20 protein-coding genes are annotated in these 26,316 nt (G+C 45.4%); 6 read left to right on the top strand and 14 right to left on the bottom strand.

Annotated elements, in window-relative coordinates; translation table 11 throughout:
• Positions 1-5,049, top strand: a 5,049-nt coding sequence (locus tag RJ47_RS18800) for a cadherin domain-containing protein (RefSeq protein WP_156143351.1), incomplete at its 5' end; no start/stop codon positions are given.
• Positions 5,050-5,177: 128 nt separating this feature from the next.
• On the opposite strand, the gene RJ47_RS18795 is transcribed toward RJ47_RS18800, so the two are convergent.
• Positions 5,178-6,371 carry a class I SAM-dependent methyltransferase gene (locus RJ47_RS18795; protein WP_039486182.1) on the bottom strand — a complete coding sequence of 398 codons (1,194 nt, stop codon included), beginning with the start codon at positions 6,369-6,371 and terminating at the stop codon, positions 5,178-5,180.
• A gap of 97 nt (positions 6,372-6,468) precedes the next feature.
• On the bottom strand, positions 6,469-7,872 hold the full coding sequence (locus RJ47_RS18790; protein ID WP_039486173.1) for a methyl-accepting chemotaxis protein: 1,404 nt from the start codon (positions 7,870-7,872) through the stop codon (positions 6,469-6,471).
• A 95-nt stretch (positions 7,873-7,967) separates the two neighbouring features.
• On the opposite strand from RJ47_RS18790, the gene yccX reads away from it, so the two are divergent.
• Positions 7,968-8,240 carry an acylphosphatase gene (yccX, locus tag RJ47_RS18785; protein WP_038186800.1) on the top strand — a complete coding sequence of 91 codons (273 nt, stop codon included), beginning with the start codon at positions 7,968-7,970 and terminating at the stop codon, positions 8,238-8,240.
• Here yccX and RJ47_RS18780 read toward each other — a convergent pair.
• From RJ47_RS18780 to RJ47_RS18755, 6 genes are all read right to left on the bottom strand, one after another.
• Positions 8,235-8,564 carry a TusE/DsrC/DsvC family sulfur relay protein gene (locus RJ47_RS18780; RefSeq protein ID WP_039479323.1) on the bottom strand — a complete coding sequence of 110 codons (330 nt, stop codon included), beginning with the start codon at positions 8,562-8,564 and terminating at the stop codon, positions 8,235-8,237. The genes yccX and RJ47_RS18780 overlap by 6 nt on opposite strands.
• A 128-nt stretch (positions 8,565-8,692) precedes the next feature.
• Positions 8,693-9,355, bottom strand: coding sequence for a Bax inhibitor-1/YccA family protein (locus RJ47_RS18775; RefSeq protein ID WP_038141430.1), 663 nt, complete (start codon positions 9,353-9,355; stop codon positions 8,693-8,695).
• A gap of 198 nt (positions 9,356-9,553) precedes the next feature.
• Complete coding sequence (locus tag RJ47_RS18770; protein WP_005475576.1) at positions 9,554-10,303, bottom strand: amino acid ABC transporter ATP-binding protein; 750 nt, start codon at positions 10,301-10,303, stop codon at positions 9,554-9,556.
• A gap of 22 nt (positions 10,304-10,325) precedes the next feature.
• Complete coding sequence (locus tag RJ47_RS18765; protein WP_039486171.1) at positions 10,326-11,423, bottom strand: amino acid ABC transporter permease; 1,098 nt, start codon at positions 11,421-11,423, stop codon at positions 10,326-10,328.
• A 1-nt stretch (position 11,424) separates the two neighbouring features.
• Positions 11,425-12,630, bottom strand: coding sequence for an amino acid ABC transporter permease (locus tag RJ47_RS18760; RefSeq protein WP_038186809.1), 1,206 nt, complete (start codon positions 12,628-12,630; stop codon positions 11,425-11,427).
• 72 nt (positions 12,631-12,702) lie between these two features.
• Positions 12,703-13,731, bottom strand: a complete 1,029-nt coding sequence (locus tag RJ47_RS18755; RefSeq protein ID WP_005475574.1) for an amino acid ABC transporter substrate-binding protein — start codon at positions 13,729-13,731, stop codon at positions 12,703-12,705.
• Between the two features lie 458 nt (positions 13,732-14,189).
• Between RJ47_RS18755 and RJ47_RS18750 the strand changes: the two genes are divergently transcribed.
• The gene (locus RJ47_RS18750; protein ID WP_039486170.1) at positions 14,190-15,128 is read left to right on the top strand and encodes a siroheme synthase; all 939 of its coding nucleotides are present in this window, start codon (positions 14,190-14,192) and stop codon (positions 15,126-15,128) included.
• Positions 15,129-15,176: 48 nt separating this feature from the next.
• Here the strand turns inward: RJ47_RS18750 and RJ47_RS18745 are convergent, their stop codons facing one another.
• Complete coding sequence (locus tag RJ47_RS18745) at positions 15,177-15,662, bottom strand: YajQ family cyclic di-GMP-binding protein (protein ID WP_005475578.1); 486 nt, start codon at positions 15,660-15,662, stop codon at positions 15,177-15,179.
• A 23-nt stretch (positions 15,663-15,685) separates the two neighbouring features.
• Positions 15,686-16,735 (bottom strand): 3-deoxy-7-phosphoheptulonate synthase, encoded by a 1,050-nt coding sequence (locus tag RJ47_RS18740; protein ID WP_038186815.1) that lies wholly within the window; start codon positions 16,733-16,735, stop codon positions 15,686-15,688.
• Between the two features lie 211 nt (positions 16,736-16,946).
• On the opposite strand from RJ47_RS18740, the gene RJ47_RS18735 reads away from it, so the two are divergent.
• Together RJ47_RS18735 and RJ47_RS18730 are read left to right on the top strand one after the other, a co-directional pair.
• Positions 16,947-17,834 carry a putative PEP-binding protein gene (locus RJ47_RS18735; protein WP_039486168.1) on the top strand — a complete coding sequence of 296 codons (888 nt, stop codon included), beginning with the start codon at positions 16,947-16,949 and terminating at the stop codon, positions 17,832-17,834.
• Between the two features lie 111 nt (positions 17,835-17,945).
• Positions 17,946-18,425, top strand: coding sequence for a PaaI family thioesterase (locus RJ47_RS18730; RefSeq protein ID WP_038186821.1), 480 nt, complete (start codon positions 17,946-17,948; stop codon positions 18,423-18,425).
• Here the strand turns inward: RJ47_RS18730 and RJ47_RS18725 are convergent.
• Positions 18,394-19,779: a hypothetical protein gene (locus RJ47_RS18725; protein WP_039486166.1), complete on the bottom strand. Its 1,386-nt coding sequence runs from the start codon at positions 19,777-19,779 to the stop codon at positions 18,394-18,396. The genes RJ47_RS18730 and RJ47_RS18725 overlap by 32 nt on opposite strands.
• Before the next feature lie 89 nt (positions 19,780-19,868).
• Here RJ47_RS18725 and RJ47_RS18720 point away from each other — a divergent pair, with 89 nt between their 5' ends.
• Positions 19,869-20,702 (top strand): S1 RNA-binding domain-containing protein, encoded by an 834-nt coding sequence (locus RJ47_RS18720; RefSeq protein ID WP_039486164.1) that lies wholly within the window; start codon positions 19,869-19,871, stop codon positions 20,700-20,702.
• A 191-nt stretch (positions 20,703-20,893) separates the two neighbouring features.
• Here RJ47_RS18720 and rsmF read toward each other — a convergent pair whose 3' ends face one another.
• From rsmF to RJ47_RS18705, 3 genes are all read right to left on the bottom strand, one after another.
• The gene (gene rsmF, locus RJ47_RS18715) at positions 20,894-22,318 is read right to left on the bottom strand and encodes a 16S rRNA (cytosine(1407)-C(5))-methyltransferase RsmF (RefSeq protein WP_072036378.1); all 1,425 of its coding nucleotides are present in this window, start codon (positions 22,316-22,318) and stop codon (positions 20,894-20,896) included.
• A gap of 87 nt (positions 22,319-22,405) precedes the next feature.
• The gene (locus RJ47_RS18710; protein ID WP_039486161.1) at positions 22,406-25,039 is read right to left on the bottom strand and encodes a PqiB family protein; all 2,634 of its coding nucleotides are present in this window, start codon (positions 25,037-25,039) and stop codon (positions 22,406-22,408) included.
• Positions 25,032-26,297, bottom strand: a complete 1,266-nt coding sequence (locus RJ47_RS18705; RefSeq protein ID WP_038186834.1) for a paraquat-inducible protein A — start codon at positions 26,295-26,297, stop codon at positions 25,032-25,034. Before RJ47_RS18705 ends, RJ47_RS18710 begins: the two co-directional genes overlap by 8 nt.
• Positions 26,298-26,316 lie beyond the last annotated feature (19 nt).

Genomic DNA, 26,316 nt, shown 5'->3' with positions numbered 1-26,316 from the left:
CCAGTGGTGGTGAACCTTGCGCCAACGACGGACGGTTACACGGCGGAAGCGGGTGACATCGGTGAGATGGTCGTGACCTACGTCGACAGCAATAACCAGACGCAAACACTGACAGTCGATGGCAGCGGCAACGTGACTATCCCAGCGGGCATCACCGATATTACCGTGACCATCCCAACTACGGGTGATGATGTCTACGAAGGCGACGAGACGTTTGGTCTTGTGGTGACAGAATCAAACAATGTGACGACGAATGGTCAGGCTACAGCTGTAGCTAATATTATCGACGCTCAGAATGCGCCAATAGTTGGTATAAGTGCCGACGTGGACAGCGTGACCGAAGGAGGCGATGCGAGCTTCACGGTGAGCATCGATCAAGCGGCGGAAGAAGACGTGGTGGTGACGTTCACCATTGGTGGCGATGTGGATGGCAACGACTACACGGCGCCAACGACGTACACCGTGACGATCCCAGCGGGTCAAACGTCGGCGCCATTAGACATCAAGACGCTTGATGACGGCATCTATGAAGGTGCGGAAGACTTAGACATCACCCTCGTGAGCACCAGCGGTGCAGGCTCAACGATTGATAGCAACGCTTCTCAAGCCAGCGTGAGCGTGGAAGACGCTCAACACGCTCCTGAATTCATTTCAGATGGTGACGCTGCCGGCGATGCGCCAAATGCTGATAGTTATGATTTCGGTTCTGTAAGTGAGAACTCTACAAGTGGAACAGTTGTTGGCACTGTCGTGGCCGAAGATCAAGATAATGATGACCTGCACTATAGTTTTGCTGATGGCTCGTTGAGCAATGGATTATTTGATATCGACCCTGTAAGTGGTGATATCACTCTAAATCAAACAATCGATGATGCTCATTTAGGGGATTATACGTTAAACGTCAAGGTCATCGATGGAACTGGCGGTGAAGACACCGCTGTGGTAGAGGTTTCGTTGACTAATGTTAACGATGCACCGGAAGCTTCACCTTCTGCGGTGACTATTGCGGAGGATGCTCATGGCATGGCCTTGATGCTTGCATGGTCATCGTTTGGGATTTCAGACGTCGACTCGCCAGATGCATCTTTGTCTGTGGTTATTACGTCCTTACCAGTTGACGGTGTGTTGGAGTATCAAGATGCCCAAGGCGTTTGGCAAACGGTCCAGCAGGGGCAAGAGCTAAGTAAAGATCAATTCGACTCAAATGAAGTTCGTTTCACTCCTGATTACAATGAATCTGGAGATGATAGCTTCGGTGGTTCGAATGTAGGTGATCAAGCATCTGACTATGCGCAAATTGGGTTTAAGCCAACCGATGGGCAAGACGATGGTCAGGAGTCGACACTCACTATTGACGTTACACCGGTAGCAGACAAACCAAACCTTGCTACGGTTACGCCTGGACTTTCGTTGCCTCAACAAGAATTTAACGTTACAACGTGGAATAACGTTAATATTGGTGGTCACAACGGGCTTGGTGTAGCTGGTCTTGTGCTCATTAATGCTATTGATGCACTTGACCCAGCAAACGGCGTGCTATCAACGACTGCAAATGCTGAAGACACGGGTACAAACGCAACACTACAAGATGAGGCTGTGTTAGTTACAGCGTTGGTATACCTTGAAGCTGGGACTAGCTATGATTTTGTCGGTACAGCTGACGATAGCATGGCGATCACAATTGGGGGAGTTTTAGTCGATGAAGCTCGATGGGGAAATGACAGTGGTGACATTAAAGGTGGAGCCTTTGTTCCGTCAGTATCTGGCTTCTACCCAATAGAAATTTATCACCATAATCAGAGTGGCCCCGGGAATTACAACGTAAATGTTTCCATAGATGGCAATACACCTGTCGACTTGAGCAATAGCAACCTTTATATCGTTAGTGATGAGAGCGCGCTAGATAACGCAGACGTTCGTACTTCGGAACTTAAGGAAGTGGACGGCGTCGAGTTTTATGAAACGTATGAAGTTAATGAAGGGCTTCAAGATACTGAAATTCCATTATCTGAAATCCGTGCGAGTTTGAGTGATACCGACGGTTCAGAATCATTGGCTGTGACGTTGGCAGGTCTTCCTGTTGGCGCGATTATTTCTGATGGCAATACGTCAGTCACAATCAGTAGCGCAAATGAGTCAGTAGATGTTACGGGGTGGTCACTTGACTCACTTACTGTCACTCCTCCTCAAGGAAGCCATGACGACTTTACTATATTCGTTACTGCGACAAGCACTGAGGATTCGAATGGAGACTCAGCTCAGTCACACGCAACGATCAATGTAGTTGTCCATGAGAACTTAGTAACGAATACGGTTGCTGATACTGGAACTATCAATGAAGACAATACGTTACAAGGTAACGTATTAGATAATGACACTGATGGAGATAATGTTCTTCAGGTTGACTTTATTACTGTTGATGGAACCGATTATGCGGTCGGCCAAACGGTTTCTATCGATGCAGGCATTTTGGTAATGAATCAAGATGGTAGCTATAGCTTCGAGCCAGCAACACATTGGTCTGGTGATGTTCCAACGATTACCTACACAACCAATACAGGTGCCACAGAGAGCTTAGACATCGACGTTATCGCGGTCGCTGATGCTCCAACTGTCAAGATTACGCTTGGCGAAATGGTTAAATCAGATGCGACTTCAGTTCATCACGCTGATGTTATTGCTGCTGTAGGTAAGACCCAAGCCGAAAACAATGACCTTGCCGTTGAGATGGGACTAGACAATTCGCTACCGTCTCACTTAGGTAATAACAATGACTATAGTGACACCGATACGCTCTTTGTGGGCGGAAACAACGTCGACACCATGTACGGTGGTGGCGGTGACGACACTTTTGTTGGTGGTGCGCAAAACGATTCATTCTATGGCGATGATGCGACAAGTAACACTGCCCATGATGGTACAGACACCGTTTATCTATCTGGAAACTTTGAAGACTACAAGTTTACCTTCAAAGACAACCATGGAGGTGGTGTTCCATACTGGATTGTATTAGATACTAATTCTGTCGATTCAGTGAATGACCATACAGGTCAAGAAGACCGTGGTGACCATCTGTATGAAATTGAACGTGTTGTGTTTGCTGATAAGGTTATTGAGCTTAAGCCTGATGGTACATACGAAGTACTTCAAGACAGAATGATTCCAGTTGATATTGACGTCGATCTCGTTGATACAGATGGAAGCGAAAGCTTGGTTCAGACAGTTACGGTAGATGGCCTTCCTGAAGGCATTGAAGTCTATGTTAATGGAAAAGCTATTGACGCTGAGGCAGACGGCACGTTCATTGTACCGATCGACGCGAATGGTAATGCTTCATTTGATATTAAGGTACCATTTGACTACGAAGGCAGCCTCGACTTCCCACTAAGCGTGACCGCAACGTCGGTAGAGTCATCAAATAGTGATAGTGCATCTACCACTGAAACTGTTGATGTAACAGCTCGTGATTACGTAATGGAATCTGGCTCTCATGGCGATGATACGATTGCAGGCACTGCGGATCATGACCTGATTGTTGGCGATGTTCAGGGTATTGAGATAATTGCTGGTGATGATTACAACATTGCGTTTGTGCTTGATACATCAGGTAGTATGGGGAGCTGGGTTGGTACAGCAAAACAAGAGATACTAGATGTATTTGATGAGCTACAGGCTGCAGCGACACAAGGTTCTCAGCCAGGTACCGTTAATGTTCTATTAACTGAGTTTGCCACAGGCGCTACCTTTATTGTTTCTGTTGATTTGAGCTCTTCAACGGCAAGACAAGACTTTGTCACGCAGCTTAATACAATTGAAAATGAGGGTAAGGGTGCGACAAACTATGAATCAGGCTTACAGTCAGCAGTAGATTGGTTTGGTGGGCAACCGAATCCAAACGGTCAGAACATTACTTACTTTATTACAGATGGACAACCGAATAGGCATACAGATCTAGACGACATACCTCAAAATCAATTTTCAAAAGTGATTTTGGATGTAGATTCAAACGGTGAGTTGGTGACGCTAGCGGACATCGTTAATGACTTCAACTACACCTACGGTCAGACTGTGAACTACAAAGGTAACGTTCTAATTGATAGTTACGGTCGTATTTATTCTCCATTTACGGGGCAGAAAATAGGTGATATCGATTCATCATCCGGTAATTTATACTATGACGATGAAGGTTCTAATTCAGTGCAAGCTCAGCATATGTATCAAGTGCTGGCAGCGTTGTCGACGGTAGAGGCAATTGGTATTGGCAGTGGTGTTAGTGAAAGCATACTTCAACAGTATGATACAGATGGCGTGGTTGACTCGCATATTGACGTAACTAAACTTGCCGAGACAATCCTTGGTCAAGATGTCCCACTTAAACAAGGTGAAGATACACTAAGTGGAGGTGAAGGCGATGATATCTTGTTAGGTGACTTGATTGAATTTGGTACTAATGAACAAGGGTTGAGTGCAATTCAATCACATGTTGCTAGCCAAACAGGTCAAGACATCTCAACAATTGATGCTGAAGACATTCACAACTATGTAAAAGATAACATCCAAGAGTTTGATCAAAGCCATACTGGGGACAAGTCAGATGTTCTTGATGGCGGAAAAGGTGATGATATCTTATTCGGTCATGGTGGTAGTGATACCTTAGATGGCGGCGAAGGTAAGGATACCTTAGTCGGTGGTTTAGGTAATGACATCCTAACTGGTGGAGATGATGCTGATATCTTCATGTGGACTGAGATGGAATCATCAACAGATCGCGTGACGGACTTTAATGTTAGCGAAGGCGATTCGATTGATGTTGGCGATTTGTTTGAAGATTTATCTAATGATGATATCAGTCAGTTGCTAACAGATTTAGGAAGTGGGGATTTCCACGGCCAAGTTGGCGATGTTTCCATCACGGTTACAGACGATCAGAGCGCATCTCATTTGACCATTGTAAAAGGTGGACAAACCTTAATTATCGATTTTGATGGTGCATCAGCTGCTGACGTTACTAACAGCCTTATGGATAACCTCAGTCACTTAAAAGACTAGGTATGTGACAACTGGGCTGTTGTTGGCCCAGTAAATATCCGCAATAAAAAGCCTCGCTATAATAGCGAGGCTTTATTGATTTGTTTGTCCCATCCTAAATGGAGTTTTACATAGTCAGGGAGAAATGACTATAACACCTTACAAGCAAAACCTTTTAGGTAGAAACCTTCTGGATAAGCACTGTCTGTTGGGTGGTCAGCCGCTTGTTCGAAGCGTTCTACGAATTTTACCTGACGCCCTGAATCCACGGCGGCATCTGCGATAATCTTTTGAAACAGATCTGAGCTCATTAACCCAGAGCAAGAGTAGGTCAGCAACGTTCCGCCGGGCTTTAGGATTTGCATTGCAAGCATGTTGATGTCTTTATAACCGTTTGCCCCAGACGTTAAATTGTTCTTACTAGAGACAAATTTTGGCGGGTCCATAATCACAACATCAAACTTAGTCCCTTGATCACGGTATTCGCGAAGTAGCTTGAATACATCCGCGTTTAAGAACACTGCGCGTTTCTTTGAAATATCAAACTCGTTGAGCTCCGCGTTATACTTTGCAGTATCAAGAGCAGGTTGAGAAACATCAGCGTTAATGACACGCTTAGCTCCACCTTTGAGTGCATATAGACCAAAACCACCAGTGTATGAGAAACAGTTCAACACTTCTTTATCTTTGACGTACTTCATCGCTTGTTGGCGACTGTCGCGTTGATCAAGGTAGAAACCTGTTTTGTGCCCGCCGACAATATCGACACTGATTTTGACGCCATTTTCTTCAATCACTACAGATTTTGGAGGCTCTTGACCGTGTAATACGCCAGTTACTTCCTCTAAGCCTTCTTTTTTACGCACCGCAACATCCGAACGTTCATATACGCTACATTCAGGAAATACGTCGAGTAGAGCTTCAACTAGTGTCTGCTTATTGTATTCAGCGCCAGCACTTAGCAGTTGGCAGACCAAATAATCTTGGTATTTATCGATAGTAATGCCCGGCAAACCGTCAGACTCAGCTGCGATTAAGCGATAGCCTGTTAGACCGTCGCGGTCGATAATATCGGCTCTGAGTAAATGAGCATCTTTAATACGCTTGACGAAGAACGATTTGTCGATGGTCTCTTTTTCAAATGACCAAACCCGAGCGCGGATTTGAGAGTTAGGCGAGTATGCCGCTTTTGCCAGCCATTTGCCGTCGTGAGCAAACACATCCACTGTTTCGCCAAGCTCAGGCTCACCTTCAACTTTGCTTATACCACGCGAAAACACCCAAGGATGTTTACGGCGAAGGGATTTATCACGGCCTTTTACGAGATAGATAGATGGAGTCATGAGTTTGCTCAATAGGTTTAATTTGAAAGGAGGGGTATTGTCTGGGAAGTGCTTTGGAAAATCAAATAAAAGAGCCGCCATTTTGGCGGCTCTTCGTCTAGGCTTTTAACCCTGTAAGTAGTGACTCCATGGTGTCACTTTGTCTGCGTAGTTGTTCAATGTTGTTGTTGGTTGTGTTAATCATTTCGCACACTTGATTTGATTGAACCCGAATCTCTTCCACACTCGCCGCAATGTTATCAGCAACGACGCCTTGCTCTTCTGCAGCAGTCGCTATTTGAATGCTGCTGTCTGAGATGGATTGGTTTTTGTCGGCTAATGAGGCGATTTCAGAGTCGACTTCAGACATTCGGCTTTGGCCTTCGCTAGCATTAATAACGGTTGTTTCCATTAATTTGGTGAGTGATTGACTATTGCGTTGTAGCGCTTCAATCATGGATTGGATCTCAACCGTTGCCTGTTGAGTTCGACCTGCCAACGCTCGAACTTCATCGGCAACAACTGCAAAGCCGCGACCTTGCTCGCCCGCACGCGCGGCTTCAATGGCGGCGTTCAAAGCAAGTAGATTGGTTTGTTCTGAGATACCGTTAATCGTCGTGACCACTTCATCAATTTGAGCGGCGTTCGCGTCAAGTTCCGCCACCGCTTCGGAAGCGGATTGAATTTCACTCGATAGCTGCGAAATAGAAGATAATGTATGCTCAACTTTTTGCTGTCCTTGATGGGCAACAGAACGCGCATCTTCTGTCTGCGCACTTGAGTCGTGTGCAAGATTTGCGACTTCGCGAATGGTAGATGCCATTTGCTCCGTGGCACTCGCAAGTGAGTTCAGGTGTTCTTGTTGAGAGCCTGAAATATCCGCGCTTTGACGATTTGAGAGGTTGAGGTCAGAACTAATTTGTTGCATGAGCGCGATGGATTCTTGAATGGAGAGAACCATGTTTTGCTCGCGTTCTGCGACCTTATCGATTGTGATGGCAATTTCACTAAACTCATCTCGCACTTTGAAAAAGTTCATACGACTGGTGAGGTCACCACTAGATAAGGTCGTGAGTGCCTTGTTCATTGTGAACATCGCACCGCCGATAAAGGTCATGATGTAATAAACACCCATTGCGATAAGGAAGAGTGTGACCGCAATAATGGTAATATGAGTAGTAGAAAGCGCAGTCCATAGGTTTTGGTTATGAATCGCTACTAAACTGAATTCACCATTGTTGACGGATACTGAACCAAGACCAGAGCCTATTGCGATGGTTTCTGAACCCGCTATTAAACTTGCTACTTGGGAGCGATTAAGGTTCCCTGATTCAATGAGATCGCGCATAAGCACCAACTCATCTTTGTAAAGGTGACTCAACATGTTGTCTGCAGCATTATCCAGTACAAAGGTGAGGACTAAGAGTGCGATGACTGGGAGAGCGAAGAGTAGATAGAACTTCTCTTGAATTTTTAGATGAATGAGATATTTGTCAATCCAGCGAAAAGGTATTTCTTTCATAATAATAATTCCGTGAAAACCCTGTCTGTTCCATAGAGGGTTATAAAAAACACATTTACAAATATATCACTGTACGATGTATTGAGGTATTAAATATGGTCCAAAAATGCGAGAAGTTCACAGTGTCAGGTCTAGTTCAAGGGGTTGGATTCCGTTATCACACGTCACACCAAGGAGTGAAGCTCAGTCTTAGCGGCTATGCGATGAATCTTAACAATGGGGATGTCGAAGTCGTAGTGTGTGGGGAAGAAGGGAATATCGCGCGAATGGCAGAGTGGCTTCAACATGGCCCTAAAACGTCAAGAGTTGATAAGGTCGTTTCAGAGCCAATCGCATACAAACCGTTTAACGGTTTTAAGATTCTATAGGCATTTTGCTGGCTTAGGCAGTCCCGCCAGTTTAGTCGCTTGCTTGGCAGGACCTTGCTTAAAAAGCTTAAACAAATACTTGCTGTTGCCTTTTTCTGGACCGTGGGCTTTTTCCATCGCTTTCACCAACATGCGTACGGCTGGTGAGGTATTAAACTCTACATAGAAATCACGAACAAAGTGAATCACTTCAAGGTGCGCGTCAGTTACCTCGATACCTTCTTGTTGGGCGAGAAGCTCTATCATGCCTTCTTCCCATTGAGTGTAGTCTAGTAAGTAACCTTGAGCATCGGTTTCAATTTGCTTGCCGTTGTATTCGAACATCTCTAATAACCCTAAAATCAACGTATGGAGAGTAGGGTACTTACCCGTAGGCTGTTTCACAATAGACAAATAAACAAAAAGCCCGAAAGAGAGTTTCTTTCGGGCTTTGTTTAACGAGATATGTTCAATTAGTCGTCGTTCATAATGCCTAGAATTTGAAGTAGGCTGATGAAGATGTTGTAGATTGATACGTATAGCGTCACGGTCGCTGAGATGTAGTTGGTTTCACCGCCACGAATAATACCTTGAGTAGTCATCAAGATAGCCATGGTCGAAAACACAATAAACAAGCTGCTTAGTGCTAGGTGCAGGATTGTTGATTGGATGAAGATGCTTGCAATCATACCTACAACAAGTACAACAAATAGTGACAGCATTAAGCCACCCATCATTGACAGGTCACGCTTAGTTGTAAGTGCATAAGCTGACGCAGCAAGGAATGACAGTGCAGTACCACCAAGCGCTGTTACGATCAAATCACCCATTCCCGCGCCAACATAAGCGTTTAGGATAGGGCCAAGTGTGTAACCCATAAAGCCAGTCAGTGCGAAGGTAAATACTAGACCCATTCCGTTGTTGCGGTTTTTCTCAGTTAGGAAAAGGAGTCCGTAGAAGCCAACTAGAGTGATGATAAGGCCAGGGTGAGGAAGGTTCATCACCATAGCGACACCAGCAACGATAGCTGACCAAAGTAAAGTCATAGAAAGTAGCGCGTATGTGTTACGCAGTACTTTGTTTGTTTGCAGTGCACTCTCTTGTGTAGATGTGCGAGAAAACATAGGGCTGTTCATGGTCTTCCTCATTAGGTTTTTCTGTTTATCACTTACATTTATGGGGCTGCACGATGAAAAGATCAAGCCCTCATTGAATAAGTAGTATCTAAAATAATAATAGAATTAGAGTGTTAAGTATTTTTGAAGATGTAACACAATATAACACAAATGAAAGAGGCGACCTTAGCCGCCTCTTTGGATATTATCGCGATGTGATTAATGGCTCAAAATCTGCGACAAGAAGTTTTGAGTTCTCTCAGATTGAGGATTTTCAAAGAATTCAACTGGGTTGTTTTCTTCAATGATTTCACCAGCATCCATAAAGATGACTCGGTCCGCAACCTCTTTGGCAAATCCCATTTCATGGGTTACACAAAGCATGGTCATCCCTTCTTCTGCAAGTTCTACCATTACATCCAGCACTTCACGAACCATTTCTGGGTCAAGGGCTGACGTTGGTTCATCAAACAGCATCACTTGAGGACTCATACAAAGAGAGCGTGCAATAGCCACACGTTGCTGCTGACCGCCTGATAATTGACCAGGGAACTTATCCGCTTGGTCCGGGATCTTCACTCGCTCCAAGTACTTCATCGCCACTTTTTCTGCTTCCTCTTTGGGCATCTTCTTCACCCAAATTGGCGCCAATGTGCAGTTTTCTAGCACGGTGAGGTGAGGGAAGAGGTTAAAGTGTTGGAAACACATTCCGACTTCTCGACGAACGGCTTCGATGTTTTTTAGATCTTCCGTTAGCTCATTGCCAGAGACAATGATCTGACCCTTCTGGTGTTCTTCGAGGCGGTTAATACAACGGATCATGGTTGACTTACCAGAACCCGATGGGCCACAAATTACGATTTTCTCACCCTTTTTTACATCCAGGTTGATGTTCTTTAGTACGTGAAACTCACCGTACCATTTGTTCATATCCTTAATTTGGATCATGTAATCTTGTTGCTGCGTCATAATACGTCCTTGAGCTTTTTGATTATCGTTTGTGACCGGTATGAAGTTTGTTTTCTAACCATATCGAGTATCTCGACATGCCGAAACAAAATACCCAGAACACTAACGCGACAAATACATAACTTTCTGTTGCAAAGCCTAACCACTCAGGGTCAGTGTTCGCAGCCTGTCCAATACCGAGAACATCAAACATACCGATGATGAGTACCAGACTGGTATCTTTAAACAAGCCGATAAAGGTGTTCACTATAGAAGGGATGGTGATTTTCAACGCCTGCGGCAAAATGATGAGCCCCATCTTCTTCCAATAGCTTAACCCAAGCGCATCGGCAGCTTCATACTGTCCTTTTGGAATGGCTTGTAAGCCACCGCGGACCACTTCCGCCATGTAGGCAGCACTGAACATGACTACACCAATCAGGGCGCGAATGAGTTTGTCTGTCTCTGAGCCTTCTGAAAGGAAAAGAGGCAGCATTACCGATGCCATAAACAGAACGGTAATGAGTGGAACGCCACGCCATACCTCAATGTAGACGGTACAGATGCTTCGGATAATTGGCATTTCGGACCGACGACCCAAGGCTAAAGCGACACCGATTGGCAATGACACAACGATACCCACCAACGCAATGATCAGAGTAACTAGCAAGCCACCCCATTTGTGAGTTTCGACAACTTCAAGGCCAAAGACACCACCGTAAAGCAATGCGGCAATAATGAAAGGATAAACGTTAACAAAGAACAGCCAAATCCACATACGCTTCGGCGTTTTCTCATACGCAAGCAATACAGTAAAGATCGCTAACGTAATGTAAAACAAGCGTGGACGCCAAAGCTCTTCTGGCGGATAGAAGCCGTACATAAACTGCTCCCATCTCACGCTGATAAATACCCAGCAAGCGCCATCTCTTGAGCAAGCGTCGCGGGTAGTACCAACCCAATCTGCTTTTAGGAATGCCCAGTCAACGATATTCCAAAGCAGCACGGCTGCAAGATAAGCAAGAATGACGGTAACGACTGAGTTAACAGGGCCATTAAATAGGTTTTTACGTAGCCAACCGACGACACCCACTGTATTGGACGGTGGTGGCAGATCGGGCAAAAACTGATGCTCTTTCATATTATCTCTCCACCAAGGCAACTTTACGGTTGTAGATGTTCATCAGCGCTGATGTCAACAGACTCAACGTGAGGTACACCGCCATTGTCATCGCGATGATTTCAATCGCCTGACCCGTTTGGTTCAACGTTGTCCCTGCGAAAACCGAGACTAGGTCAGGGTAACCAATCGCCATCGCGAGCGAAGAGTTCTTCGTTAGGTTTAAATATTGGCTTGTCAGGGGCGGAATGATAATCCTTAATGCTTGAGGGATAATCACCAACTTAAGCGTTCTGGACTTTGGTAGACCAAGAGACATCGCTGCTTCGGTTTGACCATGGCTAACCGCGTTGATACCTGAACGGACGATTTCCGCAATGAAAGACGCCGTGTAAATACTCAGTGCAAGCAATAACGCGGCGAGTTCAGGAATGATGCTAATGCCGCCACGGAAGTTGAACCCCTTGAGTTCAGGATACTCTGCCGAGATCGGTGAGCCCATCACAAAGTAGACAATCGTTGGTAAAACCACAACAAGGCCAAAAACAATGCGCCCCATCGGGGTTTGTTGACCCGTTATACGTTGTTTGTTTCTCGCCCAGATGCCGACAAATATCGATGCCAGAACTCCAATAACCAAACTTGCAATCACCACTCCTGATCCCGCTTCAAAAATTGGGGCAGGAAAGTATAGACCGCGAACGTTGAGGAAAATGGCTTCTCCAAGACTTAAACTTTGCCTTGCCGATGGTAGTGCCTGTAGTACTGCGAAATACCAAAAGAAAATTTGTAGCAGCAGCGGAACGTTACGGAAAATCTCGATATAAACAGCGGCTAGTCGGCTAACGAGCCAGTTATTTGAGAGCCGAGCAATACCCATAACAAAACCCACGATAGTCGCTAGGATAATACCCAGAAATGATACTAGAGCGGTGTTAAGTAGGCCGATGAGAAATGTGCGTCCGTAAGAATAGGTTTCGTCATATTCAATCAATGTTAGGCCAATCCCAAAGCCAGCTTCTTGATCAAGGAAACCAAAACCCGTGGCGATGCCTCGAGCTTCTAAGTTAGACAGTGCATTGTTGACAATTGTATAAAAGAAAAAGAACAGTGCGAGTATCGCGATAATCTGGAACACGACTGAACGAAAGGTGGGATTGTAAATAAGGCTAGCACCTGAAGACGGTCCGTTATCCGCTTTAGATGCAACAGTATTAGTAGGTTTCATACAGCTATAACCTCAAATCCATATTTTGTAAAAAGGGCGGCCTAAACCGCCCATTTTGTTGTTATGTGTTGCTTAACGGATTGGCGGAGCGTACATAAAGCCACCCGCATTCCATAGTGCGTTTACACCACGAGAGATTTGAAGAGGAGAGCCTGTACCAACCGTACGCTCGAAGCTTTCGCCGTAGTTACCGACTTGCTTGATAACTTGGTAACCCCAATCGTCACGGATGCCAAGGCCTTTACCTTTAGGACCATCTACACCAAGGATGCGCTTCACGTTTGGATCTTTAGACTTCAGCATTTCGTCGGCATTTTTCGACGAAATTCCGTACTCTTCTGCGTTAATCATTGCATTTAGCGTCCACTTCGCAATATTGAACCATTGGTCGTCGCCTTGACGAACTACTGGGCCAAGCGGCTCTTTAGAAATGATTTCAGGAAGTACCTGTGCAGACGCTGGATCTTGAAGATTTAGACGAAGCGCGTATAGACCTGATTGGTCTGTGGTTAGCACGTCACAACGACCAGCATCGAAACCTTTCGATGTTTGAGCCGCGGTGTCAAATACCACAGGTTTGTAAGACATGCCGCTGTTGCGGAAGTAGTCAGCTAGGTTAAGCTCTGTCGTTGTACCAGATTGAACACATACTGAAGCACCGTCTAGCTCCTTCGCACTCTTAAGGCCAAGATCTTTTTTGACCATGAAACCTTGACCGTCGTAGTAGTTAACGCCTACAAAGTTCAAGCCAAGCGCGGTGTCGCGGTGAAGTGTCCACGTTGTGTTACGCGATAGAACATCAATTTCGCCTGATTGAAGCGCCGTAAAACGCTCTTTCGCGGTGAGTGGTACGTATTTCACTTTTGATTTGTCGCCAAGTACTGCTGCGGCGAGTGCCTGACAATACTCAACGTCAATGCCTTCCCATTCACCCTTCGAGTTCGGGTTAGAGAAACCTGGCAGACCAGTACTTACACCACAAGTAATAAAACCTTGTTTCGTTACTTTATCAAGCGTGCTATCAGCTGCCGATGCGCTTGTAGCCATGAAAGCAGTAGATGCCGCTACAACTGAAGCAAGAAGTGTTAGTTTATTTGCCATTTGTATCCTTCCTGTATGATCCATGTTAAATCAGGTGTTGCCTGATACAACGAATGAAATATGTTGTGTATCTCTATTATGAGTTGATTTCGCAATCATAGTGCTTTTTAAAAATCAACTGTTTATAAGCGTAGGAAAGGATTTGTGTTTTCTCAAATGTATAATTTAAAAAGATTTTTGATTGAAATCACAAACCCGTTCAGTCACTAGAATGACGAAATGTTACGTGAATGTAAATAGTGCAAGAGTTCACAAATTTAGTGCAATAGGCCTTACTGACTAAAGTGTCATGTTTACTTAGATTTAACGTGATGTGATTGAAAAGTAGCCTAAGATTTAATTCTATAAATAGTGGAAAATTTGGTGATAAATTATCCAAAATCAAACTGTAGTTTCGTTGTGTGCCCCAATTTTGGTAGTATCAGTCAAATAGTTAGTTGAATTATTCAAGGAATGAAATGCAGTATTTTCCTCTGTTTCTCGATTTAAAAGGTAAGCCGGTACTTGTTGTGGGTGGTGGAGAAGTGGCAAGCCGAAAAGTCGATAGTCTGGTTCGCTCTGGCGCTATCGTTACGATTGTCTCTCCTCAGATCGACCCCTTCTTGCAAAAACTCGTAGAAGATGGGGAGTGTATTTGGGTACAAAATTTCTATTCCCAAGATTTGATGAACGAAAAATACATTCAAGTTTGGGCAACAACAGATAACCCTGAATTAAACCATCAAGTCCATCACCATGCGAAGTCATTGGGAATCTTGGTTAATGTGGTTGACGATCAACCTTACTGCGATTTTATCACTCCTTCTATGATCAATCGGGGGCGTATCCAGTTAGCCATTTCAAGTGGTGGGGCCTCTCCCGTTTTGGTCCGTAACATCCGAGAAAAGCTCGAAGCTGCGCTGCCGCAGAACTTGTCTTTGCTTGCAGACTTTGGCGCCTCCAAACGAAGTGACATCAAAAAGGTGATGCCGAGTGTCGATTTAAGGCGCAAGTTTTGGGAGCGTTTTTTCGCGCTTCCGCAAGTGGATTCAGCAACCACAAGCGGTGAGTTGGAGAGTGCTTATCAGCGCTTGCTGGCGGATGAAGTTGATGATGCAGGGAGCGTTACTTGGATAGACTTTGGCGAGGATGTCGAGTTGCTGCCAATGAAGGCGTTACGCTATATGCAAGAAGCAGAGTTGGTTCTCTATCCTCAAGACTGTCCGTACACATTTGTTGACTTAGTGCGTCGAGATGCGGAGCGCGAAACATACCGCAGCCATACGGAACTTGCTGAACGTTTGGTGGCGGCGAGAGAAGAGAGCTTGCGAATCGTGGTGTTTGTTTCTCCAAATAGTAACCAACACAATCTATTAAAGCAGCGTGATTTACATTTAGCTTTAGCGACCGCAAAATAAAAGAAAACCCGCGTAAAGCGGGTTTTTCACATTGGTCACATTCAGAGACTAGTCTCGGAAGTTTTCATACTGGAAAGGTTGACCCAGCTCTGCCTCACGAATCACAGCGATAACCGCTTGAAGGTCGTCACGTTTTTTACCGGTCACTCGAACTTTTTCACCCTGAATAGAGGCTTGGACTTTCATCTTCTTATCTTTAATCAGTTTGACGATCTTCTTCGCCATCACGGTTTCAATACCTTGTTTAAAGACAATGATTTGATGCCAGTTTTTACCCGTTGCTTCCTCTGGCTTTGCGTCCATTGCATTTGCATCGACACCGCGTTTTGCCAGATTACCGCGTAGGATGTCGCGCATCTGTTTAAGTTGGAAGTCGCCTTCCGCATTCATTCGTACAGACTCGTCTTTTTGAAGCTCAAAAGAGGCTGAGACACCACGAAAATCGAATCGAGTTGATAGCTCTCGAGATGCGTTATCAACAGCGTTACGCAGTTCTACAGTATCGATTTCAGATACAATATCAAAAGATGGCATTGTTCATTACTCCTCAGATTCAGTTAGCGCGATTTTACAGCGTCAGCAAGTAGGGCAAGCATTTGTTCAGTATCATCCCAGCCTAGGCACGGGTCCGTAATGGATTGGCCGTAGGTGAGATTGTTGATGTCTGCCATTGACTGGTTACCTTCAACAATAAAGCTTTCTGCCATAATACCTGCAATCTGGTTTTTACCTGACTTAATTTGAGCACACAGCTCTTTTGCAACATCGAGTTGCTTGCGGTGCTGCTTTTGACAGTTCGCGTGGCTGAAGTCAACAACCAAACGTTGTGGCAAGCCAAACTCAGCAAGTTGCTCACAAGCCGCGTTGACGGACTCGACATCGTAGTTTGGCCCTTTGTCACCACCACGAAGGATTACATGGCCAAATGGGTTACCACTTGTGCGATAAACCGTCATACGTCCATTTTTGTCTGGAGAGTAAAAGTAATGTGACGCTTGAGAGGCGCGGATCGCATCAATAGCGATCTTAATGTTGCCATTGGTACCGTTCTTAAAACCTACTGGACAAGAGAGTGCAGAGGCCATCTCGCGGTGAATTTGAGATTCCGTTGTACGGGCACCAATTGCCCCCCAAGTGATGAGATCAGCAATGTACTGGCCGGTAATCATATCTAGGAACTCAGTCGCTGTCGCTAACCCAAGCTTATTGATGTCGAGTAGCAGTTTGCGCGCTTTGTTCAACCCCGCTTCCAGAGCATAAGAACCATCTAGATTTGGGTCAGTGATAAGGCCTTTCCAGCCAACGACAGTACGCGGCTTTTCAAAGTAAGTACGCATGACGATAAACAACTCATCTTTATATTGCTCTTGAGTTTGAGCAAGGCGCTGAGCGTAATCCAGCGCGGCATCTGTATCATGAACAGAGCAAGGGCCAACAATGACAAGCAGTCGATCATCTTGGCCTGTAAGAATTTGTTCGATTTGACGACGAGAGTTGGCAATGCGTTCTGCAACATCATCAGTAATAGGGTGTGCGCTCCCAAGTTCTGCCGGAGTTGGCATTGGACCCAGTGGTTGGGTTCTTAATTCATCGGTTTTGAGTGGCATACCATAGCCTGTTCTTTTTATTGCGAAGCGGTAAAGATAACGGAAACGCTGCTAGGAATAAACCACTTATCGATAATCTTCATATTCAATTTGTGTAAAAATGAAAAATTATTCACTTTCAAGAACTAAAAATGTATTTCGCTCTTGTTTAAGCCTGCGCTTGTGGGTATGTTCGAAGTAACGAAACAACAATAAATTGCACGGAGCAGTAATGAGTGTAGAGACTTTTATCGGTTTACATCCCGCACTAACTTTGGGTAGTGCACTTCCAAGCGCAGATGACAGTGGTGATGGAACCCATTTGTATGTGTCATTTTCAGATCTCATTCTAGGGAACGTCTTTTATCACCCTGAATTTAAAGAAAATACAGAGAACCTCTCCGAAGTTGAAAAGAGTTCGATAGAGGCAATCTTAGCGGGGCAGTCATTGGAGCAACACTTTGTAGACACCTTGGTCACCAGTGTCAAAGCGGCGATCAAACCTGAACATGAGTCCATTAGAGTGAGCCTGAGCAGTGCTGATAGTTATGCGTTCAGTTCACTACTTGGAGGTAGCGCTGAAATCGAAGAGGTAAACCCTGCGCTAGGTTTGCGAGGCGTCTCTCGTTATGCATCTGAGCAGTTTGGTTCAACGTTTGCGTTAGAGTGCCAAGCGATCAAACAATTGCGAGAACAGGGCATTCAAGTCGATATCGTTGTTCCCTTTGTTCGCGCTCTGTCTGACGCTGCAAAAGTTATTGATCTCCTTGCGGAGCAGGGATTACCTCGCGGGCTAAATGGGCTTAAAGTTTTCTACACTGTGGATGTGCCTTCTGCTGCGCTTCTTTGCGAGCGGCTTCTTCCTTATTTCGACGGTGTGGTGATCAATCTAGAGAACTTGGCCCAGTTTACCTTAGGCGTTGATAGGATCAGTGAGGCGTTAGAATATCTATTTGACCCACAAAGCGAAGCTGTGGTGCAACTTCTCGATATTGTGGTTAAATCTGCAACAACGAGCAATAAGCCGGTCTTACTCACTTCGTCTAACCTTACGCAATATCCCAAAATACAAGAGTATATTTTGGAGCGAGGCTCGATTGATTGTGTAGTGACGCTGTAACTAGCAGCGTAGCAACATCACCTTTTGTAAAGCTCAATGTTAACAAAATGTTGACATTGAGCTTTGTTCGTTATGAACTAAAGCGACTATTTTAACTAATCGGACCAGTTCATGATCACTTCAATCGCAAAAGCCAATATGTACCTCAATTGGTTTGGATTTTTCAAAGTACCGTTTATATGGTTGTGCAGACCGAAGATCCTAAGGTTGGATGATCAAAGCGTTGAAATCAAAATTCCCCTGAAACGACGAACAAAAAATCACCTAAACAGCATGTATTTCGGTGTGCTCGCGGTGGGCGCTGATGTGGCGGGCGGTTTCATGGCGATGAGTAAAGCGCAGGAGCGAGGGGAGCGTGTTTCTTTGGCGTTTAAGGAAGTCGAAGGGAAGTTTCTCAAAAGACCGGAAGCTGACGTTCATTTTGTGTGTCATGATGGCAAATTAATTGACGACATGCTTGATGAAACCTTCAAGACTGGCGAGCGCGTAAACCAGGCGGTCAAGATAACCGCCATATGCCCATCTCTGCACGGAGATGAACCCATGGCGGAATTTCTTCTTACTCTTTCACTGAAGAAAAAGGGTGGATAGCCGCTTCCACCTCGATCTGTTCAACGGCAACAATTTTGCTTCGATTGAGGACAATCTTCCAACGATAATACTTCGGTTCGCCATCGTGATTGTCTTCTTTGGCGATCAAATTGACTAGGTGGCGTTTTTCCACTGACTCCTTGCTGACTTGATTATTGTTCAGCACATACACCTTGTTTGAGCCTTTATCCATGAGCCGCATTAGGGGTCTCATGCTTATGAGCAGTGATTCTCGGGTTTCTTCATAACCACTCATAAACTTAGAGGTCGACATTTCAACCCCCGCGCGATAGTGGAGGATGGTTTCTTCTCTTTGTACGACTCGCTTTTTACGAATGTTCTTAATTCGGTCGGGCAGTTTCTCTAAGTTTTTGTAGTCGAGCCACTCTAGTTTCTGACCGACGGCTTTCTTAGTGGTTGGGTCTAAGTAGAGCTTGCGCCACTTTGGTCGCCCTTTGCGAAGCCAACGCCAGAGCACGTCTCTCAAGTCGTCTTTAAAAATCTCACGTAATGCGTAAACAAAGGACATTAATACGATGAAAGAGACGGTGATCTCTCCCCAGTAATCTCTGGCTAAAATCGCTGCAATCGTTACGAACACCATCACAAAACCAGTCGCGCCGCCTTTGACCATTCGCTGCATATTACTGCCAAGGGATTGGGTTTTCTCTTGCAATACCACGGGGTGCTCGATCAATCGGCGCAGCAAACGCATCTTATTACTTAAACGCGTTACGTCGTCACGTACATTTTTCGAGTTGTAATTGTTCAGCTTACGATGCGCCGCTTCTTTTTCGACAATGGCGAGCAAACTCTCTTTGACGGCTTTGTAGTCACCGTCACGAGGCATGTGTGCCACCAGCGACATCAAACGTTGGCCTGTGTACCAAGAGAGATAGTTGTCTATATTCGCGTAGTAGCGTTTTAAGTTCTCTTCGTATGGTGCGCCTCTACGTAGCTTCTTTAGGATGTCTAGTGCGAGGTCAATGACTTCATCCACTTCATCTGTGGTGACACTGTCGGTATTGTTTTTATTGAGTTGGTTTACCGCTTTGTCTAATGCAATAACATATTGGTAGGCGAACAAACTCAAACTAACGCGATACTGGGTAGAAGAGAGTCGGCCTCGTTTTGCTAAGCGGCTGTGCACGAGTGGAAGAAGGGTTTTGTCACTGTAATAGGCGCGCTTTTGAATCAAAGACTCGTAGTAAAACTCGCTTTCTTTAAGTACATCTGAGGATAGACCGAGTTCACCTGGAACAAAAAAGTAGAGATCGAGAGTCGATTTCTTGGTAGACGCCATCGCATGAGAGACTTTTAAAGTGATGCCGTCCTGCTTATCAACGGTGATCAAGGAAAGCTCCTAAAAAAAGTAACAATAACTGGCGAAAGCATATCAGAGATTCGCTATAATCACCGCAAATTTAACAAGAGACAGTTGAAATGATTAAAGTTGGTCAGATTAACCACTTAGAAGTAGTAAAAAAGGCAGATTTTGGGGTATTTCTTGATGCCGGAGATTACGGCACGACCTTACTTCCAAATCGCTATGTCCCAGAAGGGCTCAAGGTTGGCGATTTCGTTGACGCTTTTTTGTACTTTGATTCTGACAGCCAGTTAGTCGCAACAACTGAAACACCTATTGCTCAAGTTGGTGAGTGGGGATTGATGACCATTGAAGGTGTCAATAGCACAGGTGCATTCGCGAGTTGGGGCATTAAAGAGAAAGATCTGCTGATCCCATTTAGCGAGCAACGTACGCGTTTCAGTGCGGGTCAAAACGTTCTTGTTTATGTCTACACCGACAAAGCGTCTGGGCGTATTGTTGGAACCACGAAGTTCAACAAACTGCTCGATAAAACGCCCGCCAACTATAAACGAAATCAACAGGTTGATCTTATTATCGCTGAACGCAGTGACTTGGGCTACAAAGCGATTGTGGAAGGCCAACACTGGGGAATGATTTTTAAGTCTGACGTATTTGGAAAGCTGTTTATCGGTAAAAAGTTGAAAGGCTACATCAAGTCAGTTCGTGAAGATGGCAAGATCGATCTTTCCCTGCAAAAGATTGGTGTCGCTAAGATGGACGACTTGAGCGAGAAGATTATTGAGTTGCTCGAGAAGAAAGGCGGATTTTTGCCACTGAATGATAAATCTTCACCTGAAGCGATCTTCTCGGCTTTCCGTACTAGCAAAGGGACATTTAAAAAGTCGATCGGTGGTTTGTACAAACAAGGTAAAATCGTTATCGAGAAAGAAGGCATTCGACTCGCTTAACGTTTGTCGATTGAGCAATAACCCAATCGACAAAAAATGGCCCAAAGCTTATCCTGCTTTGGGCCTAGGGGAATGGCTCCTACAGAGCCTGCGCTAATGAGTGTAATACATAACAATTCTTATCTTTTAGTGTAGTGCATCGTAGTCAGTTCGCGAGGCTTAGCTAGAATTTCATACTATTGGTTTAGACACTAAAATAAGTTTTTGTCTCTAACCAATTCGCGCGGTAGGCCATTTTTAACTCTGTTTCCAACCCATTTCCCTAGTCCAATCACATCGTTACCTAGCTTGACGAATACTTCCCCTTTACCCGATTGACCTTCTGGTCTTACATCGCGTCCCATATACCATTCACGAGCCTCTTCAACACTAAGTACTACACATTGGCGCTCGTTTCCTGTTGCCAGTGCGGTCGCAACCTGATGTTGCCAGCGATAGCCTTTCTTGTGGGCTTCAGCAATCTTGATTCCCATACGTGAGAACTTAAACTCACCGAGCATGGCTTCAAGCGCGTTAGGAAAAAGCCATACATCGTTATCACGTAGCCAGACTGAACTGTCACTCGGTAACCGAACATCAAGCGTTTGGGCCAGTTGCTTCTCAATATCTTGTTGGACCTTGGCTGAAGCTTTCTCGAAAGGAAATTTGCCGAGGCGTTTTTTAACGTTTGGTGCTTCGACCGAGCTTACTTTGCGCAGCCGTGCGACAAAAAATCCCTCACAATCATAGGTTTGGGGGAATATATGTAAAAAGCCTTCAGGCGTAAGTGATTTGTCCGCATTTGGAAATAGATCTTCAAGGCTGTCGAACTCTACCGCTTCACCAAAAGTCTCCTTTAAGTGATGACACACTTGCTGGTTTTCTTCAACGCTCAAGGTACAGGTTGAGTATACAAGATGGCCACCAACTTTGAGGGCGTGAAATGCGCTTTCGATAAGATCTTTCTGAGTGTTAGAGATTTCAATAACCGACGCTTTACTCCAATTCTTCATCGCATCTGCGTCTTTACGAACAGTGCCTTCACCGGAGCAAGGGGCATCGATCAACACCGCTTCAAATTGTTCTGGCAACCACCCACCGAACACTCTGCCATCATAGTTGCTTAATGCGGCATTTCGTACTCCACAACGTTCAATGTTGGCATGAAGCACTTTTACGCGGCTAGACGAATATTCGTTGGCCACTAATACGCCTTCATTGGCCATTTTAGCGGCTATTTGCGTTGTTTTAGAACCTGGAGCGGCAGCCATGTCGAGAACCGCGTCATACACATCAGTGTCTGATTTAAACAGCGCGGAAACAGGCATCATTGAGCTCGCTTCTTGTATGTAAAATAGCCCGGACATGTGTTCAGCTGTATTGCCCAGTGGAACTACACTCTCATCTGCTTCAATCCAGAACCCTTCGTCACACCATGGCACAGGGTACAGTTGCCAGCCTTTTTCGTTCGCGCGAGTGAGAAAGTCGGCAACCGTAGTTTTCAATGTGTTGACGCGAATGCTCTTGCGAAGGGGGCGTTGGCAAGCGGCAACAAACTCTTCCAAAGTTGATGATGTTGGAATGATGGCCGCCATTTCATCAAGGAATTCTTGGGGCAGATAAACGTTAGAGTGCAATGTTCTATCTCTGAGGAGGTAAAGGGGCAGGGATTATAACCAATCAAAACAAAAAACGCAGCGGTTGGCTGCGTTTTAAAAGTCTTGTTAGGGTTTAGGTATCGGTGTGCGCCACTGTTTCCATTGTTCTTCACCTTGTGCGTGTAGGAAGAATGATTGGCCTTGTTTCGCTACCGGACGAAGCTGCTTATCTTGAGGCGTTGCGAACGTGATACCACCACGAACCAAGCTATCTACTGTTCCTGCCTTAATGTTGGCACCGCTAATGCCAATTGACACGTCAAGTCCTGAGGTATTCCAAAAAATACTGTTTTGACGCACCAAGTAGGCGTATTGAGGATGAATGGAAATCTCTGTGATGACTCGGTCAGCGAACTCTCCAAGCTCAACTCCAGTCACGCTGCCCACTTCAATTTCTCGATAGAGTACAGGCGTCCCCTTGGCAATCGAGCCGCGTGTTTCGCTTTGAAGAGTGAATGTCACTCCTTTTAGCGCTGGCTCTTGCGTGTGTAAGGCAAATTGAGTGGCTGCCTTACCTTTACCTGGGCTGACGCTAATGGTCTGACTGATCAAGTTTTCTAGATTACGTACACCGCTTAAGCTGACCTCTGCTTTGGCTAACCAAAAGTAAGATCCGCTGACCGCTATTTTGCTCGCATATTCGGGCAAAATACGCGCTTTGATATCCACTTTATTGCTATTGAATCGAGGCGTCACCAGTGTAACTTCACCGACTTTTACTCCGTTGTATTTAATGTCGGTTCCTTGAGTGAGCGAATTTTCTCCGCTAAGAGAGAGGGTAATAACCTGACCAAACTTACGTGCTGTTTTGAAATCTTTGTAGAGTACCCACTTGCCGTTTTGTTTGTTGTCTACGCCGGGTAATGAATCAAAGGCGATGCCACCTTGGATAAGAGATTTTAATGGTGCAGCTTTAACGCTCACGCCAGACAATCCCGCGTCGACCTCGATGCCAGAGCGGTTCCAGAAAACGGTTTGTTCAGTAACCAAGTGCTTGTATTGGTTCTCTATACTGGCAGAAATCACCACGCCACCATCGACAAGATGGAAGTCGGCAATTGAGCCCACTTGTAGGTTGCGATAGAGCAGAGGGCTTCCCTTGCTTACGGGAGGAAGTTCTGGAGCAAAGAGTGTTAACTTCGAAGAACCTGACAAGTTATATTTAGCCAACTCAGCTAATGATTTACTTTGATAAAGCTGATAGCTCTCTTTGGCTGAGTTTTCCCCTTCGCTGACAAAGCTAATCGAGCCTGTTAGTAGTTGCTTGGCGGGTGGAACATTGATGTTTAAGCCAGATTCAGTAAGCTCTGCGCTTGCACTGCCTGTTACGAAGAAGCGGTTTTTAGATTTGATGAGGTGAGCGTATTCGGCATCCACTAAGGTGTCGATATGGATTTTGTCATCCACGAGCTTCACGCCAGCAACAGAGCCGACCGATATACCTTTGTATAGGATGTTCGCGCCTTTATCTAAGCCAAATGAGTTGTCGGCAAGCAGCTTAACCTCGATTGAACGGGCTTGCTGGCGGTCAAAATCATTCTGACGAATTGCGGTGAAGTTTCTTGTGCGTTTGCCTTCACCGGGCACGATGGTCAGGAAGTTGCCTTTTACCAAGTTGGATAGATTTTTAACTTCAGAAAGTGACACGGTCGCTTCCTCTAGAATGAAACGCGACCCTGATGTCAGCATATCGCTGAAAGCAGGCTGGATCGCCGCAAATGCAACAATGTTTTTCCGTTCATCTCTAAGCTGTAGGTCGGTGACTTGGCCGATTTCAATGCCGCGATACATGATCGGGGCACCTGATGCACTGATGTTATTGTCATCCGGTAATTGGATCTTAACTGCGATACCGCGTCCGGCCGTTTTTAAGTCTGGGTAGAGGCGAAATACCGTGTCATCACCAATGGGCTCGCCCCCTTCAGGAGAGTCAACGGCAATAGCGCCGCCAATAAGCGCGCTCATGCTTTCCAATCGAACATCGACACCGTCGAAACCAATTTTTGTGCCGATGCCACTGACATTCCAAAAACGGCTATCACCGGTGATAATGTGGCGATACTCTTCTTTGATGGCGGCTTTGATAAGTACATTTTTTGCCTTGTCATCAAGTTGATAGCTGTAGACTTCACCGATAGGAATCTTCCGATAGACAATCTTCGACCCTATGGAAACGCCACCTAAGTCTCGGGCACGTAGAGTTACTGACAATCCTTGCTCTGCTAGCAAATCCGCAGGTGCTCTATCTAACGCACGGAAAACAGTCTCGGGATCGCCGGGCTCGTCACTCGGAGAAATCGCGATATAGTTACCCGAAACTAATGCATCTAGACCTGAGATGCCAGAAAGGCTAGCGGTTGGCTTGACCATCCAAAAACGAGTGTTTTCGTTAAGCAGTTTGGTTGCTTCAGGGTAGATATCCGCTTCGACATAGATGCTTTGAAGATCTTTCGCTAAGTTGATGTCTCTGACCATACCCACTTCAAGACCTTGATAGCGAATCGTGGTTCTTCCCGCGATCAAACCAGAGGCTTCCGAGAAGTAGATTTGAACCCGCTCGCCCGCATCTTGAATGGCCTTGAAAACCAACCATCCGGCTAAGATGACGGTGAGAATAGGCAACAACCATAAAGGGGATATACCGCGACTCTTCTTGACGTCGGGTGAGTACGAATTTTGTGACGGGGAAGGGTTACTCATTTATCGATTCTCTATTGTTCGATGGTTGCTTATAGTTGTCCCAAATCAAGCGGGGATCGAGGCTTTCTGCTGCCAGCATAGTAAATATTACCACCAAGCCAAACGCAACTGCGCCAAAGCCTGGGGTGAAATCAAGAATTTGCCCACGGTCTACGAGAGTCATCATGATGGAAATAACAAACAGGTCCATCATCGACCAACGACCAATCCATTTGACGACGAAATAGATGATCATCCGTTGTCTGTGGAAGATGCTTCGCTTGAACTTGATCGCGAGAAGGATGTAACTCAGGCCAAGAATCTTAGCCACAGGTACCACAATGCTGGCAATAAAAATAATCGCGGCGATACCAGGCATTCCATTTTTAACCAGACCAGCAACACCAGAAAAAATGGTGTCCTCTAATCGTTTTCCGTTGGTCATCAAGATTGAAATCGGGATAAAATTTGCTGGGAATATGGCGATAGAAGCAGCAAACAAATAGGCCCAAGTCTTTTGGATAGAGTTGGGTTTGCGATGATGGATCGGGTTATGGCAACGAATACAGTGCTCACCTTCTGGTTGAGAGAGGTGACAACTGTGACAGTGTAGCGTTTTGTTCTTCATTGGCAGCGTACGCTCTGGCATATATTCTTCCCAGTAACGACGTACGCTAACTCGAGTCACTAGTAATACCGTTGCTACCTGAAGCAAAACCAATCCGATCAGACCGGGGCCAACAAAAATGTCTGAATAATCTTGAAGTTTAAAACACGAAATAGCCACGCTAATAAGGAAAACGTCAATCATTACCCAGACTTTAAGATGCTGAATAAGGGCGAGCGAATACTTAAGTGCACGGAACGCTCGCTGCTGAACCGCGACATGAGCGACAACAACCGAGGCGGATAGAATCAGTGGGGCAATGGAACTGCAGAAAAAAATCAGTAAAGCCAGCATGACAAACCCTTCCTGCATCAAGGTCCATACTCCATGAGGGAGCGTTGCAGGAATCATGACACCAAACAGGCGAATACTGATGAAGTTGAAAAAGTGTGAGGGTATAAAAAGCAGTAGACAAGTTACCGCGATCGCCAAATTGCCAGAAAGAGAAGGGTTGCCTCCTCGGTACAGCTGGGTTCCGCAGCGGGGGCAGTATGCGTTTTTACCCTTTTCGAGGGCGAAAGTATCAACGGGTAACTCACACCCTTGGCAAAGGCGAAGTGATTTCACTTGAGTTTGGTGATATTGCGGTTTTATTCGAGGAGGGTGATTCATAACCACCCTCTATTAATAG

This window comes from Vibrio sinaloensis, from assembly GCF_000808535.1.
Taxonomy (GTDB): Bacteria; Pseudomonadota; Gammaproteobacteria; order Enterobacterales; family Vibrionaceae; genus Vibrio; species Vibrio sinaloensis_D.
Note: the sequence above shows the minus strand (reverse complement) of the source record. Positions and strands in the feature narration are given on the sequence as shown.